The organism is Paraconexibacter sp., assembly GCF_041602235.1.
Classification (GTDB): domain Bacteria; phylum Actinomycetota; class Thermoleophilia; order Solirubrobacterales; family Solirubrobacteraceae; genus Paraconexibacter.
Window position 1 is genome coordinate 1 of sequence record NZ_JBFIGP010000065.1, and the last position, 16,044, is coordinate 16,044.

A 16,044-nucleotide genomic window follows, 5' to 3' on the forward strand; every position below is an offset into this window, starting at 1 on the left:
CGCCGCCAGCTTCCAGCACGCGATCGTCGAGGCGCTGGCCCGGCGGGTGGAACGTGCCCTGGAGCAGACCGGTCTGGACCGTCTGGCGATCGGCGGGGGCGTGGCGGCCAACGGCCCGCTCCGGGCGCGCCTGTCCGCTCTCGGTGTCGAGGTCCACGTGCCGCCGCTCGCGCTGTGCACGGACAACGCCGCGATGATCGCCGCGGCGGCCCTGCACCAGCCCGTGACGCCGTATCCGGAGCACCTGGGACTCGACGCGTACTCCACGTCGGACCGCGGCCTGTGAGCACCGCGGAGGTCACGGTGCACGTGCGCGAGGGCTGCCACTTGTGCGAGGAGGCACTCGCGGTCCTGCGACCGCTGGTCGCCGGGCACGGCGCGCGGCTGGCCGTCGTCGACATCGAGTCCGACGACGCGCTGCACCGTCGCTACCTCGAGCGCATTCCGGTCATCAGCCTCGACGGCGAGGAGCTCTACGACTTCTTCGTCGACCAGGAGGACCTCGGTCGACGCCTGCGCTCTCGTAGGATGGGCGGCGCATGAGTACCGCTGAACCCACCGGGACCGTCGACGCCGAAGGGCTGCCCGAGCGGCTGACGCTCGGCGTCGCCGCGCGGCTCTCGCGCTACCTCCAGGTCCTGACGCAGGCGAAGAAGATGGGCAAGGAGACGATCTCCTCCCAGGAGCTCAGCGACTACACCCACGTCAACTCCACGCAGATCCGTCGAGACCTGAGCGGTTTCGGCAAGTTCGGCAAGCGCGGGGTCGGCTACAACGTGGAGTCGCTGGTCTCGCAGATCCGCGGGATCCTGCGTACCGCCGGCCAGCACAACATCGCGCTGTTCGGCGCCGGCCACCTCGGTCGCGCGATCGCGTCCTCCGACATCTTCGCCGACCACGGGTTCCGGGTCGTCGCGATCTTCGACGCCGATCCGGCGAAGGTCGGGACCGAGGTGGGCGCCCAGAAGGTCCGGCACGTCGACGAGGTCCGGGCGGTCGTCGAGGAGGAGGACGTGGTCGTCGGCGTGCTGGCGGTCCCGCCGGCCGCCGCGCAGGCGCTCGCGGACGATCTCGTCGCCGCCGGCGTGAAGATCATCTTCAACTACTCCGAGACCCTGCTGCAGGTCCCGCCCGAGGTGACGGTGCACACCTCGAGCCCGGCGGTGGACCTCCTGTACGCGCTCTACTTCTACCTGACGTGATCGATCTCGCCGCCGCGTCGCTGGCGTACGCCACCTCCGTGGACCGGACGGTCGGGCTCGAGGAGGAGTTCGCCATCCTCGACCCGGTCACGCTGGACCTCGCTCCGCGCTTCGAGGAGCTGCAGGCCGCGGCGCAGGCCGACACGCTCCTGGCGTCCTCGATCAGCGGCGAGCTGATCTCCTCGGAGATCGAGATCCGGTCGGGACGGGGGGAGACGCTGCAGGACGCGCTCGTGCGCCAGCGCGATGCGCGGACGCGGCTGTTCGCGCTCGCCGACCGGATGGACGTGCGCCTGGCCGCCCAGGGGACCCATCCGTGGTCGGACTACCGCGAGCAGCCGAACATCGACACCGAGCACTACCGCCGGGTCGTCGACGGCCTGCAGTACGTCGCGCGCCGCAACAACACCTTCTCCCTGCACGTGCACGTCGGCGTCCAGGGGGCCGACCGCGCGGTACGCGTGTGCGACCGGCTGCGGCCGGTGCTGCCGACGCTGCTGGCGATCAGCGCGAACTCCCCGTATCTCGACGCCCGCGACAGCGGCCTGCACTCCGCCCGCACCCAGTCGTTCACCAAGTCGTTCCCCCGGTGCGGCGTCCCGGACGCGTACGGCTCGTGGGACACCTTCGCCGACTACATCGACCTCCTCGTGCGCACGAACTCGATCGTCGAGTACACGCAGGTGTGGTGGTCGGTGCGGCCGCACTTCAGCTTCGGGACGGTCGAGGTGCGCATCTGCGACGCGCAGGCCGACGCCGTCGAGAGCGAGGCGCTCAGCGAGCTGATCGTGGCGTGCGTGGTGCAGGCGGCCCGTGACGAGGACGAGGGGCGGCCCGCCGCCGATCTTCCGCGACGCCTCATCGAGGAGAACATGTGGCGCGCGATCCGGTTCGGCATGGATGGCCGGCTGCTCGACTTTGAGAGACTCGAGGAGGAGCCTGCCGGCCGGGCCCGGGACCGGCTGTGGGAGTGGACGGCGCCCGTCCGTGCCGAGCTGGGTCTGACCGACCTGCGGCTCCCGGAGCGCAACGGTGCGCAGCGCCAGCGGGCGTTGCTCGCAGCGGGTTCCACGATGAAGGAGGCCTTCGCGGCCTCTGTGCAGGAGACGCACGACAGCTATGCCGGTGAGACGCCGGTCGTTCCCGAAGAGCCCCAGGAGGCATCGTCGCGATGAGCACGCAACCACCAACGCCCACAGGACCCGACGGCCAGCCCATCTCCGAGGAGGAGCTCCGCGCCGCCTACGAGGCGCAGCTCAAGCAGCTCCAGGTGGAGGACGTGATCGTCCAGACCACCGTCTCGCTGATCAACCTGGCGGGCCGCAAGGCCGGGCTCGCACCGGGCACCGAGGACGAGCGGGACCCGCAGCAGCTGCGGATGGCCATCGATGGCGCACGTGCCCTTCTCGCGCTGATCGAGGACCAGCTCGGCCCGGACGGCGCCCAGCTCCGGGACGCGCTGTCGCAGCTCCAGATGGCCTACGTGCAGCTCACCGGGCAGACCGGCGAGCCCGAGGCACCTGCGACAGGCGAGGCGGCACCGGGTGAGGACCCCGGTGCTCCGAAAGCCGGACCGGCGCAGTCCAGCGGGCGTCTCTGGGTTCCCGGCCAGTAGGCCGGAGCGCCCTCACAACATCCTTCACCGTTCACCCGCAGCGGAAGGTATGGTCGGTTCGACCTAGCAGATCCGGGTTCATGGTGAGCCCGGATCTGTGTCGTTCGCGGGGCACGGGTCCCCTCCGGCGCCGCGAGACAACCGAACGCAGCGGAGGAACCCTTGAGTGATTTCCTGACCGATCATGGCGTTGTCGTCGCGCTCGTCTGCGCCGCCCTCGCCGTGGTCTACGGCTTGCTGACCACGCGCTCGCTGCTCGCACTGTCCCCCGGGAACGCCGAGATGCAACGCATCTCCGGAGCGGTCCAGGAGGGCGCGCGGGCCTACCTCAACCGGCAGTACACGACGATCGCGATCGTCGGCGTCGTCCTGTTCGTCGCGCTCATCCCGATCCAGGACATCTACGTCGCCGTCGGCTTCGCCATCGGCGGTCTCCTGTCGGGAGCCACCGGCTACATCGGCATGAACGTGTCGGTGCGGGCGAACAGTCGCGTTGCCGAAGCGGCGCGCGGCGGCGTCTCACCGGCCCTCGACGTCGCGTTCCGCGGCGGCGCGATCACGGGACTGCTCGTGGTGGGCCTCGCCCTGATGGGCGTCGCGGGTTACTACGGCGTGCTCACCGCGATGTTCGATCGTGACCAGAAGGAGGCCGTCGACGCGCTCATCGGCCTCGGTTTCGGCGGTTCGCTGATCTCGGTGTTCGCGCGACTCGGCGGCGGCATCTTCACGAAGGCGGCCGACGTCGGTGCCGATCTCGTCGGCAAGGTCGAGGCCGGGATCCCGGAGGACGACCCGCGCAACCCGGCGGTCATCGCCGACAACGTCGGGGACAACGTCGGGGACTGCGCCGGCATGGCGGCGGACCTCTTCGAGACCTACGCGGTCACCGCGGTGGCCGTGATGCTGCTCGGCGTCCTGACCTTCACCGAGCAGACGCAGGCCGCGCTGTACCCGCTCGTGCTCGGTGGCGCCGCGATCATCGCCTCGATCATCGGCACGTTCTTCGTCAAGACGTCGAGCGACAACGTCGAGGGGGCGCTGTACCGCGGCCTCATCGTCTCCGGCCTGATCGCGGCCGCGGCGTTCTACCCGATCACGGACGCGCTGATGGACGGCGTGGGCCTCAAGAGCGCCGAGGCCGGGATCGACGCCCCGTCGGTGATGGACCTGTACCTGTGCGCCCTGATCGGCCTCGGCGTCACGGCGCTGCTGTTCGTCATCACCGACTACTACACGTCGACCCGCTTCTCCCCGGTGCGGAAGACGGCCGCGGCGTCGCAGACCGGCCACGCGACGAACATCATCCAAGGACTCGCCCAGGGCCTCCAGGCGACCGCCGCCCCGGCGCTCGTGCTGGTCCTCGGCATCCTCGGCTCCTGGAAGCTCGCGGGCGGCGGTACCGAGGGCATCTACGGCATCGGGGTCGCCGTGATGGGTCAGCTGTCGCTGACGGGCCTCATCGTCGCGCTCGACGCGTTCGGTCCGATCACCGACAACGCCGGCGGGATCGCCGAGATGGCGGAGCTCCCGGAGGAGGTGCGCAACGTCACCGATCCGCTGGACGCGGTCGGCAACACGACCAAGGCCGTCACCAAGGGCTACGCGATCGGGTCGGCGGTCCTGGCGGCCGTGGTGCTGTTCGCCGGGTTCAAGGCCGAGCTCGAGGAGGCCGGCTCGGTGACGTTGTTCGCGATCGACGATCCGGCGGTCCTCATCGGACTGCTGCTCGGCGGCCTGATGGTGTGCCTGTTCGCGGCGCTGTCGATGGAGGCGGTCGGGCGAGCGGGAGGCGCGGTCGTGGAGGAGGTCCGCCGCCAGTTCCGGGAGAAGCCCGGGATCATGGAGGGGACGGAGCAGCCCGACTACGCCACCTGCGTGGATCTCGTCACCAAGGCGGCGCAGCGGGAGATGATCCTGCCCTCGCTGCTGCCGATCGGCATGACGTTCATCGTCGGGCTGATCGACGTCAAGGCGCTCGGCGGGCTCCTCATCGGGGTCATCGTCGTCGGCTTCTTCTTCGCGGTGCTCATGACCGCGGGCGGCGGAGCGTGGGACAACGCCAAGAAGTACATCGAGGACGGCGCCTACGGGGGCAAGGGCTCCGACGCGCACGCCGCGTCGGTCACCGGTGACACCGTCGGCGACCCGTTCAAGGACACGGCGGGCCCGGCGATCAACCCGATGATCAAGGTGGCGAACATCGTCGCGATCCTGATCATCCCCGTCATCACCTGATCGGGTAGGAACCGGCGGGGCGGTCCGGCGACCGCCCCGCCGGGAGCGGGTCTTGCGCACCCGGACGATGCCGTGCAGCGCGCGCGGGCCAGAGGCGTAGACTCCCGGCCCGCCGATGGCAGAACGACGCCTCCACGGTCTCCAGCGCGTCCTCGGAACCAACGCTCTCTTCTCGACCGCCTACGGCAACGTCGGCTCGTCGATCTACTACGCGCTGGGGCTCGTGGCGAGCTTCGCGCTCGGCCTCACCCCGGTGGTGTTCATCATCACCGGCTTCATCTTCTTCCTCACCGCGGCCACCTACGCCGAGGCGACGGCGATGTACCCGGAGGCCGGCGGCTCCTCGAGCTTCGCCCGCCGCGCGTTCAACGAGTTCACGTCGTTCTTCGCCGCATGGGCGCAGATGCTCAACTACGTGATCACGATCGCCATCTCGGCGTTCTTCGTGCCGCACTACCTCGGCAGCCTGTTCTGGGAGCCCCTTCGGTCCTCGCCCGGGGACATCGTGTTCGGCGTCTGCGTCATCGCCGTGCTGTGCGCCGTCAACGTCCGCGGCGTCGAGGAGTCCGCGGGCGTCAACATCGGGCTGGCGGCCGTCGACTTCGCGACGCAGCTCCTGCTGGTCCTCGTGGGCGCGCTGCTGGTCCTCAGCCCGCAGACGCTCGTCGACAACGTCTCGCTCGGCGTCGCCCCGGAGTGGAAGGACTTCCTGATCGCGATCCCGATCGGCATGATCGCCTACACCGGGATCGAGACGATCTCCAACATGGCCGAGGAGGCCAAGGACCAGTCGACCACCATCCCGGCGGCGATCAAGCGGGTCGTCGTCGCGGTGTTCGCGATCTACGCGGCGCTTCCCGTGGTGGCCCTCAGCGCGCTGCCGGTCTACCAGGACGAGACGACCGGGGAGTACGTCACGAAGCTCGGCCTGCCGGAGGACGAGGGCGGGTTCTCGGGCGACCCCATCCTCGGCGTCGTCAAGCAGATCGACCTCGGGATCTTCCAGGCGGCGGGCGAGCTCTACGTGGGCCTGCTCGCCGCGACGATCCTGTTCATCGCCGCCAACGCCGGGATCATCGGCGTGAGCCGGCTCGTCTACTCCATGGGGCTGCACCGGCAGATGCCCGACCGCATGCGCGAGCTGCATCCGCGCTACGGGACGCCGTGGCTCGGGATCCTGCTGTTCGGCGCCATCGCCTGCATCATGCTGATCCCGGGCGAGGCGAAGTTCCTGGGCAACATGTACGCGTTCGGCGCGATGCTGAGCTTCACCATCGCGCACATCTCCGTGGTCAAGCTGCGGATGTCCCAACCCGACGTCGAGCGGCCCTACCGCGGCCCGGGGAACCTCACCATCCGTGGCCGCGAGTACCCGCTGTTCGCGCTCGTCGGCGGCCTCGGCACGGGACTGGCGTTCGTGGTCGTGGCGGCCCTGCATCTCGTCGTCGCCGTGGCCGGCCTGGCCTGGCTGGCCCTGGGCGTCGGCGTCTACGTCGTCTTCCGCCGCCGCCAGGGTCTCGACCTGACCACGACGTTCAAGGTCGCGATCCCCAGGCCGGTGGTCGACCACGAGGCGGAGTACGAGAGCGTGCTCGTCGCACTCGACGCGAGGTCCTACTCGCCGGGGGCGGTGGCGATGGCGAAGAAGGTCGCGGCGCGCCGCCGCCGGGGCATCCACGTCCTGGTGACGATCACGGTGCCCGCCAGCTCGCCGATCGACGCCGAGCAGCCCGACCAGGAGCTCGCCGCGCAGGCGATCATCGAGCAGGCCAAGCTGCAGGGTGGCCGCCGCGTCAGCGGGCACGTCGAGAAGGTCCGGGCCGGTCAGGCCGGGCGGCGGATCGTCGAGGAGGCGCGCACGATGCGCGCCCGCGCGATCGTCATGCCGCTACCGCCTCGGGGCCACTCCGGCACGGTCTTCGGGAAGACCATCGAGACGGTCCTCGGCGAGCGCCCGTGCCGCGTCATCATCCACACCGACCAGGGGCAGTCGCCGGTCGCCATCCCGGTCCCGCCCCGCCGCAAGCGCGCGTAGGCTCGGGACCATGGCCGATCCGCAGGAGCTGCACAACGCCGCGACGAGCATCATGAGCGTGCTGATGGTGGTCATCGGCGTCGCGATGCTCGTGTCCACGATCGCGCGCGGCGGCGGCCCGCTGGCGCTCGGCGTCATCCTCGGCGTCATGTTCCTGACGGTCGGCTCGGGTCGGATCTGGGTCGCGCGGAGGTCCCGATGAGCGGGACGACCGGTCCGGGGGACCCGGCGGCGCAGCAGGTCCAGGTCCCGGAGGCGGCCACCGACCGCGCGATGGCACGGGGGCTCGGCTCGCCCGCGCTGTTCGTCGTGCTCTACACCTCGCTGGCCAGCGCGATCTACTTCTCGCTGGGCGTCATCGCCGACCGGGCACTCGGGCTCACGCCCCTGATCTTCCTCGCGGCCGGGGTGCTGTTCGCCCTGGCGGCGATGACGTACGTCGAAGGGGCGTCGCTGCACCAGGACCGTGCCGGGTCGACGGTGTTCGCGCGGTACGCGTTCAACGAGCTCGTGAGCTTCATCGCGGGCTGGGCGATCCTGCTCGACTACGTGATCCTGATCGCGGTCACGGCGTTCACCGCGACCAACTACGCCTCCGCGTTCTACGGGCCCCTCGGATCGGGAACGCCGGAGCTCACGCTCGCCATCGGCATCATCGGCTACGTCGCCGTGCGCAACATCCGCGGGTTCAGCTCGCGGCGGGCCGCGCGGCTCTCGGTGCTGGTCGTCGCCGACCTCGTGCTGCAGGCCGTGATCATCGTCGTGGGCCTGGCGATGTTCTTCGACGCCGACGTCCTGCTGGACCCGATCGAGCTCGGGACCACTCCCTCGTGGGAGGACACCATCTTCGCGCTGGGGCTCGCGACCGTCGTGTTCACGGGTCTGGAATCCGCCAGCGGGCTGGCGGGGGAGGTCGGCGTCGGTGCGCGAGGGCTGCGCCGTCTCGTCACCAGCGCCACCGCGGCGATCATGTTCCTGTACGTCGGGATCGCCGTCGTGGCCATGACCGCGTTGCCGGTCGTCGGCGGGGAGACGACGCTCGCACGCGACTTCATCGACGCCCCGATGCTGGGCATCGCCGCGGCGTTCGAGCAGGCCTGGCTGGCGGACACGATGCGGTACGTCATCGCGGGCGCTGCGGTGCTGACCCTGGTCGCCGCCGCCAACGGCGCGATGCTCGGGCTCTCGCGCCTGGCCTACAACCTGTCGCGCAACCGGCAGATCCCGTCGCGGCTGGGACGCCTGCATCCGACCCGCTCGACCCCGTACGTCAGCATCGTCCTCGGCGCGCTGATCGCCGCGGCGCTCGTCCTCCCCGAGGATCTCGACGTCCTCGTCGGGATCTACGCGTTCGGCGCGCTGCTGGGCCTGACGATCGCCCACGTGTCGATCGTCGTCCTGCGGTTCCGCGAGCCGGACAAGCGGCGGCCCTACCGGGTGCCGTTCAACGTGACCTTCCGCGGGGTGGACGTCCCGGTGCCGGCCGTCGTCGGCGCGCTGCTGTCGGCAGCGGCCTGGGTGAGCGTGCTGCTCTACCACGACGGCGCCCGCTGGGTGGGCCTCGGGTGGATGACGGCGGGCGTGCTGCTGTACGTCGGCTACCGGCGCTCCGAGGAGAAGCCGATCTTCAAGCGCGTGGTGGTGCCCGAGTCCGCGCTGCGCCGTGAGACGCCACCCGAGGTCGCCTACGGCTCGATCCTCGTGCCGGTCTTCGGCACGGCGCTGGACGACGACATCATGCAGACCGCCGGGCGCCTCGCGGGCAACTGGCACGACGACTACGACGACGGCGAGGGGGCCATGATCGAGGCGATCTGGATCTTCCAGATCCCCATGGCGCTGCCGATCGACGCCCGGCTGCCCGAATCGCAGCTGGCGCGGGCCCGCGCGGCGCTGCAACGGGCCAAGGCGGTCGGCGAGGAGTACGAGGGCGTCGAGGTGGCGACCGCGAAGGTGCGGGCCCGGCGCGCGGGGCCGGCGATCGTCGAGGAGGCCCGTCGGCGCGGGGTGGAGGCGATCGTGCTCGCCGCGGAGGAGCCCACCCGCATCCGTGGCGGGGCGCTGCTCGGCGGTCACGGCGGCCCGCGCGACAACTTCGTGGGAGAGGTCACGAAGTACGTGCTGGGGAAGGCGGACTGCCAGGTGATCCTCACCGCGCCGCCGGCCGGCGACGGCACCGGCGAGTTCGCGGCCGCGGTCGACCCCGACGCCGAGCCCGAGCGGTAGGGTGGCCGCATGTTCGTCCTGATCGTCGGAGCCGGACGCGTCGGCTCTGCGGTGGCGCGCTCGGCGCTCGCGTCCGGCCACCAAGTCTCCGTCCTCGACGAGGATCCGCTCAGCCACGAGCGACTCGACGCGGGCCTCGACACGACGTGGGAGGAGGCCGGGGGCCGCTTCACCGTCGGCACGGGCATCGAGATCGAGGCGCTGGTCGAGGCGGGCATCGAGGACGCCGACCTGTTCATCGCCTCGACCAACGGCGACAACACCAACATCCTCATCACGCAGATCGCCCAGAAGCGCTTCGAGGTCGAGCACGTCATCGCGAGGGTCATGGACCCGGCGCGCGCCGACTGGTATCAGGAGCAGGGTCTGCGGACGATCTCCCCGACGAAGGTCGCGATCGAGATGTTCGAGACCGCCCTCGAAGGGATGGTCTGACCGGTGTACGTCATCATCGCCGGCGCCGGCAAGGTCGGTTGGAACCTCGCCCGTGAGCTGATCGGCAAGGGCCACGAGGTCACGCTCCTCGAGAACCGCCGCGACCGGTACCTCACCATCGAGCAGGAGCTCGAGCACGCCGTCCAGTACGGCGACGCGACGGAGCTCTGGGTCCTCGAGCGCGCGGGTATCCAGCGGGCGGAGCTCGTCATCGCCGTCACGGGCGACGACGAGGACAACATGCTGATCTGTCAGGTCGCGAAGGAGAAGTACCTCTGCGACCGCGTGATCGCGCGCGTGAACAACCCGCGCAACCGGCAGTGGTTCGACCTGCTCGGCGTCAGTCCGATCGTCAGCGCCACGGATCTGATCCTCCGGCTGATCGAGCACGAGGTCCCGAGCTACGGCCTGGTGCACCTGCTGGACCTCCGCGACGAGAAGCTCGAGATCATCGAGATCGAGGTCGGCATCGACGCCGCCGCGGCCGGCCTGGCGGTGAAGGACATCAGCATCCCGGAGGGCGCGCTGATCATCAGCGTGCTGCGCGAGGGGGCCGGGTTCGTCCCGAAGGCCGATACGGTGATCGAGGCCGGGGACGAGGTGCTGCTGGTCCTGGATCCGGGACTCGAGGACCGGATCACCGCGGTGTTCGCCGCGGCCCCGGGCGTCTGACCCGTCGCTCAGCGCAGGTCCGCGGGATCCACGGCGTCCAGCAGGTTCACCGTGCGCGCCCGGCCTCGCGCGTCGACCCGTACCGCGCCTCCCGGCCAGTACGGGTGGCCCGGTCCGGCGCCCGCCAGCAGCAGCGGCTCGTAGACCCAGCAGCCGGTGTTCAGCAGCCGCGGACCCCCGCGCAGCGGTGTCCATTCACCGCGCGGGTCGTCGCTGAGCGGGCCCGCCCGGTGGAGGTGCCCGAACACCACGGTCTTGGCATCGACTCCCAGTCGTCCCGCCACCGTCGCCATCGCGGGGAGTCCCGAGCGGCGGAACTGCTGGCCGAGCAGCCCGGCGCTGAACGGCGCGAGCACCGGCGAGGGGAGCGCGGCGTCGAGGGCCGGCGCGGCGATCATGCCGGCGGTGCGGGCCACCGAGGCCGCCCGGTCGATCGCGGCGGACACCCCGCGGGGCAGGGTCGAGCCGAGCGCCACCTGGATCGCGGCGAACGACGCGCCGAGGCCGCGCTCGTAGTCCTCGATGCGCTGGTCCCCGCGGCTCGGATAGGGCGGCTTCGGGCCGGGGCGCCCGATGCTCGGCGAGGAGGGGGCGCTGCGGGCGAGGAGCAGTTCCCGGTCGACGTAGTGCCCATGGTGGGCGTAGACGCCGTCGGCGAGCCAGAACCCCGGATAGTGCACGTGCACCGGTGCCGGGCGCAGCGCCCGGACGAGCGACGAGAGCACGGGGGAGGAGGACACCGGCACGCGCGAGGCGAGCTTGACCGGGCGACCGCGCCCCGCCTGGGCGCGGACCCAGCGGCGCACGAGGCGGTGGTCGTGGTTGCCGGGCACGACGATGATCTCGCGATCGGGGCCGACCGCCTGCCCGATCGCCTGCAGGACGCCGCGCGCGTCCTCGAACGCCGCACGCGGCCGTCCTTCCAGCATCTCGACGATGTCGCCGAGCAGCACGAGGCGGTCGGTGCGCTCGATGTGGTGCAGCAGCGCTTCCAGCGCGGCCGGGCGTCGCAGCACGTCGCGTTCGAGCCGCGAGCCGAGGTGGAGATCGGAGATGACGAGCGTGCGCACGAGGTGGGTACGGGCGACGTCGGGGTCGCGGTCCGCGTACAGCCTCGCAGAACGACGAACGCGCCCCGTCGGGGGCGCGTCGAGGAGCAGCTGCCGGACTAGGATTCGAACCTAGAATACCTCGTCCAGAGCGAGGCGTGTTGCCGTTACACCATCCGGCACAGCACGGGGAAGGACCCCCGTAGGAGTGCCAGTATAGGAAATCTCGCCGCGTTCTTCTGTGCGGTCACGACTACGCGGCGGCCTGCTGGGCCCAGTCCCGGTACAGCCGCCAGTAGGCCCCCTCGGCGTCCATCAGCTCGTCGTGGGTGCCCTGCTCCACGATCCGACCGCCGTCGAGCACGACGATGCGGCCGGCCTGCCGGATGGTCGACAGCCGGTGGGCGATCACGATCGCCGTGCGCCCCGCCAGGAGGCGCTTCAGGCCGTCCTCGATCCGGGTCTCGGAGTGGAGGTCCACGTTCGCGGTCGCCTCGTCGAGGATCAGGATCCGCGGGTCGGCGATGAGCGCGCGGGCGAAGGCGACGAGCTGGCGCTGCCCGGCCGAGAGCTGCACGCCGCGCTCTCCGACCTCGGTGTCCAGGCCCTCCGGGAGCCGGGCGATGAAGTCCGCGCCGACGGCGGCCGCCGCGGCCTCGACGTCCGCGCGGGTCGCCTCGGGGCGGCCGAAGCCGATGTTGTCGCGCAGCGTGCCGCTGAACAGGAAGCCCTCCTGCGGGACGATGCCCATCTGCGAGCGCAGCGAATGGGCGCGGACGTCACGCAGATCGAGGCCGTCGACCGTGACGCGTCCGCGCGTCGGGTCGTAGAAACGCGCCACCAGCTTCGCGAACGTCGACTTGCCGGCGCCCGTCGCGCCGACGAGGGCCACGGTCTGTCCCGGCGGGATGACGAGATCGATGTCGGCGAGGGCCAGCTTCGTGTCCCCGTCGGAGCCCGCGTACTCGAACGAGACCGCGTCGAAGCGGATCTCGCCGCGCAAGGGCCGAGGAAGGTCGACGGCGTCGGGCTTCTCGGTCATCGTCGGCTCCGTGTCCAGCAGCTCGAAGATCTTGTCGAGGGCCGCCATCCCGGACTGGTAGGTCGTGTAGACCTGCGAGAGCTGGCCGATCGGATCGAAGAACCCGTTGAGCGCGGCGATGAAGCCGACGAGCACACCGACGGTGACGTCACCGTCGAGGACCTGGAAGCCGCCGTAGAGGAGCACGCCCACCGTGGCCAGCGCGCTCACGAACTCGACCGCCGGGAAGTACGAGGCGTTCAGGTAGACGGTCTTCATGTTCGCCTGGAGGTTCTGCTCGTTCAGCTCGTCGAACCGCGCGCGCTGACGGTCCTCCTGGGCGAAGGAGCGCACCACCCGGATCCCGGAGAGGGACTCCTGCAGGTACCCGGTGATCGCGCCGATCGTCTCGCGGGTCCGTTTGAAGGCGTCGGCGCTGGCGAGCCGGAACACGAACGACCCGACGGCCAGCACGGGGAAGACGAGGAACGTGAGCAGCGCGAGCTCGAGGTCGAAGGTGATCAGGATCACCACGGACCCGATGAGCGTCAGGGAGGCCGTGAACAGCGTGACCACGCTGTCGGTCACGAGCTGGTTGAGCGCCTCGACGTCGTTGGTCATGCGGGAGATCAGCACGCCGGCGGGACGTCGCTCGTAGAACGCGACGGGCTGCGTCTGGAGGTGCCGGAACATCGCGATCCGCAGGTCCTGCAGGGCGCGCTGACCGACCCAGCCGGTCAGGTACGTCTGGACGTAGGTCGCGACCCAGACGATGAAGGCGCTGACGACGAAGATCACGACGATCACCGTCAGCGTCCCGGTGTCCTTGGCGAGGATGCCGTCGTCGATCGCGCGCTGGGCCAGCGGCGCCGGCGCCAGGGCAGCCGCCGTCCCGGCCACCAGCGCCACGAACATGCCCGCGAGCCGCAGCCGGTAGGGCATGAGGAGCGCCAGGAGCCCCCGCAGCTTGCGCCCGCGCCCGGAGGTCTGGGCCATGCGACGACGCAGGTCGGTACGCAGCCGTCCGTCGCTCACAGCCCCGCCACCTCGGTCTCGCGGGGCTTGCGCGTGAGGAACACCTGGTCGGGCAGCCCCTTCTCCACGATGGCCCGGTACAGCTCGCTCTCCCGGAGCAGCTCGTCGTGGCCGCCGTGGGCGAGGACGCGCCCCGCCTCGAGGACCACGATCTCGTCCGCCAGCGCGATGGTCGACAGGCGGTGGGCGATGACGAAGGTCGTCCGGTCGGCCATGACCTCCCGCAGCGCCTCCTTGATGGCCTGCTCGGTGGTCGCGTCGACCGCGCTGGTCGCGTCGTCGAGCACGAGGATGCGCGGGTCGACGAGGAAGGCCCGGGCGATCGCGATGCGCTGGCGCTGGCCGCCGCTCAGCGTCAGCCCGCGCTCCCCGACGCGGGTCTCGTACCCGTCGGGGAGTCGGTCGATGAACTCGTGGGCCTGTGCGCGGCGGGCGGCTTGCTCGACCTCCTCGTCGGACGCCTCAGGGCGCCCGTAGGCGATGTTCTCCCGCACGGAGGCGCTGAACAGGAACGGGTCGTCGGTGACGAACGCGACCTCGCGGCGCAGCGCCTGGGGGTCGAGGTCGCGCACGTCGACGCCGTCGACCAGGACCGCGCCCGACGTCGGGTCGTACAGTCGCCCGAGCAGTTGCACGAGCGTCGTCTTGCCCGAGCCCGTCCCGCCGACCAGCGCCACGGTCCGCCCGGGCTCGATGTCGAGGTCGACGTGGTCGAGCGCCGCATCGGCCGCCCCCTCGTAGCGCAGCGACACATCGCGCAGTTCGACGCGTCCACCCCCGGGGGGAAGTGGCCGGGGGTGGGGAGGACCGACGATCTGGGCCTCGCGATCCAGGATCTGGAACAGGCGCGCGCCGGCGGCGGTCGCGCGCTGCGACATGCCGAGCATCACGCCCAGGGTCCGCATGGGGCCCAGCAGCATCAGCAGGTAGGTGTAGAAGGCGGCGAACTCGCCGGTCGTGAGGTTGCCGTCGATGACCTGGCGTCCGCCGTACAGCAGGATCGCGGCCAGCCCGAGCTGCGGCAGGAAGCCGATCAGGGGGTTGTAGAAGGCCTGCAGCCGGGTCGAGACCATCGCCTGGTCGAACACGCGGCCCACGGCATGGGTGAAGCGCGATAGCTGTCGCTCCTCCCGCGCGAAGGACTTGACGACGCGGACGCCACCGATGTTCTCCTCGACGTCGGCCGTGAGCTCGGCGATGCGCTGCTGCACCTCCTGCAGCGCGGGTCGAGCGTGCCGCCCGTAGCGGGCGGCCACGACGATGACGAACGGGACGGGGATCAGGGAGATCGCGGCCAGGGTCGGGTCGGTGGCGGTCATCGCCGCGGCGGCCAGGACGATCGTCAGCGCGGCCTGGACCATGAAGATGAGTCCGTAGCCGAGGAAGAAGCGCACCGCCTGCAGGTCGACGGTCGACCTCGACATCAGCTGGCCGGTCTGCTGGCGGTCGAAGAAGGAGAGCTCCAGCGACAACAGGTGGGTGTAGAGCCGGTGCCGCAGGTCCAGTTCGACGCCGAGCGAGACCTTGCCCGCCACCAGGCGCCGGAACACCGTCAGGGCGAAGCGCAGGACCCCGGCGATCCCGACGGCGACGCCCAGGTGAACCAGATCATCGCGATCGCCGCGCTGGAGCCCATCGATCGCCCGCCCGATCAGCCACGGGATCGAGACCGTCATCAGCATCGCGAGCAGCGCCAGGATCCCGGACGCGATGACCCCGCGGCGGTGCGGGGCGAGAAAACCCAGGAGTCGGCGGAACGTCGGCATACCCGTCCCCATAGTAGTTGTTCGTGCAACGGGCCTTCGGTCCGCGACTCCTGTCAGGCTGCGGCAGATGCCCTCGCCCCCTGCCGGACTGTGCAACCTGTGCGCGTTCCAGCGCGTCGTGGGGAACACGCGCGGATCCGTGTTCTCGATGTGCGAACGCGCACGCCGCACGGGGGAGACCGCCTACCCGAAGTACCCGCCGCTCCCGGTGCACGCGTGCCCGGGGTTCCACGCGAGCGACGACCCGGTCCCGGCGCCGGGACGCCCCTGATCGACGGGGACGTCGCGTTCCGCGCGCGCCCGGCGCGTCAGCGGCGGGGCAGCCCGAGCACGAGGTGCGGCGCCCGCTCGTCGGTCGACCGATGCGGCGCTGCCGGCTCGTCGGCGCGGTCCTGATCGGGCTCCGGATCCCGGAAGGAGAGCGCTCCGCCACAGCGCGGGCACGAGCCGATCAGGCGCAGGCCGTCCACCATCGTGGCGGAGTTCCAGGCGAACGCGCAGTCGGTGCAGCTGACCGGGGCCGAGGGGTGAGGCACACCTGCACCTTCGGCATCCGAGGCGGCGGAGGGAATCGAACACCCGTCTACGGCCACGCCGCGGGCCTCAAGATCCGGGCTCGGAAGGCCGTCGCGCGTCAGCGCTGGCGGGCGGTTCGCCCGGGTTCGGATGCAGGGGTGTCGCAGACGTCGCGGCTCCGTCCACCGCTCGCCTGGCGCCGCAACATGCGCAGGCGGACGAGGTCGCGCCTGTGCC

The 16,044-nt window shown here is 70.9% G+C and carries 15 protein-coding genes, 1 tRNA gene and 1 pseudogene; 12 read left to right on the plus strand and 5 right to left on the minus strand.

The window, feature by feature from the left end; genetic code table 11:
- The 11 genes and pseudogenes from ABYE80_RS07555 to ABYE80_RS07605 all read left to right on the plus strand — a co-directional run.
- Positions 1 to 286, plus strand: a pseudogene (locus tag ABYE80_RS07555) (tRNA (adenosine(37)-N6)-threonylcarbamoyltransferase complex transferase subunit TsaD); the annotation flags it as partial.
- A complete protein-coding gene (locus ABYE80_RS07560) occupies positions 283 to 543 on the plus strand; it encodes a glutaredoxin family protein (RefSeq protein WP_372789661.1) in 261 nt (86 codons plus the stop codon). The pseudogene ABYE80_RS07555 and the gene ABYE80_RS07560, both read left to right, overlap by 4 nt.
- Positions 540 to 1,202 (plus strand): redox-sensing transcriptional repressor Rex, encoded by a 663-nt coding sequence (locus ABYE80_RS07565; RefSeq protein WP_372789662.1) that lies wholly within the window; start codon positions 540 to 542, stop codon positions 1,200 to 1,202. The genes ABYE80_RS07560 and ABYE80_RS07565 overlap by 4 nt, the downstream gene beginning before the upstream one ends.
- Positions 1,199 to 2,377: a YbdK family carboxylate-amine ligase gene (locus ABYE80_RS07570; protein WP_372789663.1), complete on the plus strand. Its 1,179-nt coding sequence runs from the start codon at positions 1,199 to 1,201 to the stop codon at positions 2,375 to 2,377. The genes ABYE80_RS07565 and ABYE80_RS07570 overlap by 4 nt, the downstream gene beginning before the upstream one ends.
- Positions 2,374 to 2,817: a hypothetical protein gene (locus ABYE80_RS07575; RefSeq protein WP_372789664.1), complete on the plus strand. Its 444-nt coding sequence runs from the start codon at positions 2,374 to 2,376 to the stop codon at positions 2,815 to 2,817. The genes ABYE80_RS07570 and ABYE80_RS07575 overlap by 4 nt, the downstream gene beginning before the upstream one ends.
- Positions 2,818 to 2,991: 174 nt before the next feature.
- On the plus strand, positions 2,992 to 5,052 hold the full coding sequence (locus tag ABYE80_RS07580; RefSeq protein ID WP_372789675.1) for a sodium-translocating pyrophosphatase: 2,061 nt from the start codon (positions 2,992 to 2,994) through the stop codon (positions 5,050 to 5,052).
- Positions 5,053 to 5,167: 115 nt separating this feature from the next.
- Complete coding sequence (locus tag ABYE80_RS07585; protein ID WP_372789665.1) at positions 5,168 to 7,087, plus strand: amino acid permease; 1,920 nt, start codon at positions 5,168 to 5,170, stop codon at positions 7,085 to 7,087.
- Positions 7,088 to 7,097: 10 nt separating this feature from the next.
- Positions 7,098 to 7,289 carry a hypothetical protein gene (locus ABYE80_RS07590; protein ID WP_372789666.1) on the plus strand — a complete coding sequence of 64 codons (192 nt, stop codon included), beginning with the start codon at positions 7,098 to 7,100 and terminating at the stop codon, positions 7,287 to 7,289.
- On the plus strand, positions 7,286 to 9,313 hold the full coding sequence (locus ABYE80_RS07595) for an APC family permease (RefSeq protein ID WP_372789667.1): 2,028 nt from the start codon (positions 7,286 to 7,288) through the stop codon (positions 9,311 to 9,313). Before ABYE80_RS07590 ends, ABYE80_RS07595 begins: the two co-directional genes overlap by 4 nt.
- Before the next feature lie 9 nt (positions 9,314 to 9,322).
- Entirely contained in the window at positions 9,323 to 9,748 is a 426-nt protein-coding gene (locus tag ABYE80_RS07600) for a TrkA family potassium uptake protein (protein ID WP_372789668.1), read from the plus strand.
- 3 nt (positions 9,749 to 9,751) lie between these two features.
- Positions 9,752 to 10,420, plus strand: coding sequence for a TrkA family potassium uptake protein (locus tag ABYE80_RS07605; RefSeq protein ID WP_372789669.1), 669 nt, complete (start codon positions 9,752 to 9,754; stop codon positions 10,418 to 10,420).
- A gap of 8 nt (positions 10,421 to 10,428) precedes the next feature.
- Here the strand turns inward: ABYE80_RS07605 and ABYE80_RS07610 are convergent, their stop codons facing one another.
- From ABYE80_RS07610 to ABYE80_RS07625, 4 genes are all read right to left on the minus strand, one after another.
- The gene (locus ABYE80_RS07610; protein WP_372789670.1) at positions 10,429 to 11,490 is read right to left on the minus strand and encodes a metallophosphoesterase; all 1,062 of its coding nucleotides are present in this window, start codon (positions 11,488 to 11,490) and stop codon (positions 10,429 to 10,431) included.
- Between the two features lie 90 nt (positions 11,491 to 11,580).
- A tRNA-Gln gene (locus tag ABYE80_RS07615) sits at positions 11,581 to 11,651 on the minus strand.
- A gap of 71 nt (positions 11,652 to 11,722) precedes the next feature.
- Complete coding sequence (locus ABYE80_RS07620) at positions 11,723 to 13,486, minus strand: ABC transporter ATP-binding protein (RefSeq protein ID WP_372789671.1); 1,764 nt, start codon at positions 13,484 to 13,486, stop codon at positions 11,723 to 11,725.
- 35 nt (positions 13,487 to 13,521) lie between these two features.
- The gene (locus ABYE80_RS07625; RefSeq protein WP_372789672.1) at positions 13,522 to 15,291 is read right to left on the minus strand and encodes an ABC transporter ATP-binding protein; all 1,770 of its coding nucleotides are present in this window, start codon (positions 15,289 to 15,291) and stop codon (positions 13,522 to 13,524) included.
- 67 nt (positions 15,292 to 15,358) lie between these two features.
- On the opposite strand from ABYE80_RS07625, the gene ABYE80_RS07630 reads away from it, so the two are divergent.
- Positions 15,359 to 15,562: a hypothetical protein gene (locus tag ABYE80_RS07630; protein ID WP_372789673.1), complete on the plus strand. Its 204-nt coding sequence runs from the start codon at positions 15,359 to 15,361 to the stop codon at positions 15,560 to 15,562.
- A gap of 37 nt (positions 15,563 to 15,599) precedes the next feature.
- Here the strand turns inward: ABYE80_RS07630 and ABYE80_RS07635 are convergent, their stop codons facing one another.
- Positions 15,600 to 15,827, minus strand: coding sequence for a hypothetical protein (locus tag ABYE80_RS07635; protein WP_372789674.1), 228 nt, complete (start codon positions 15,825 to 15,827; stop codon positions 15,600 to 15,602).
- Positions 15,828 to 16,044 lie beyond the last annotated feature (217 nt).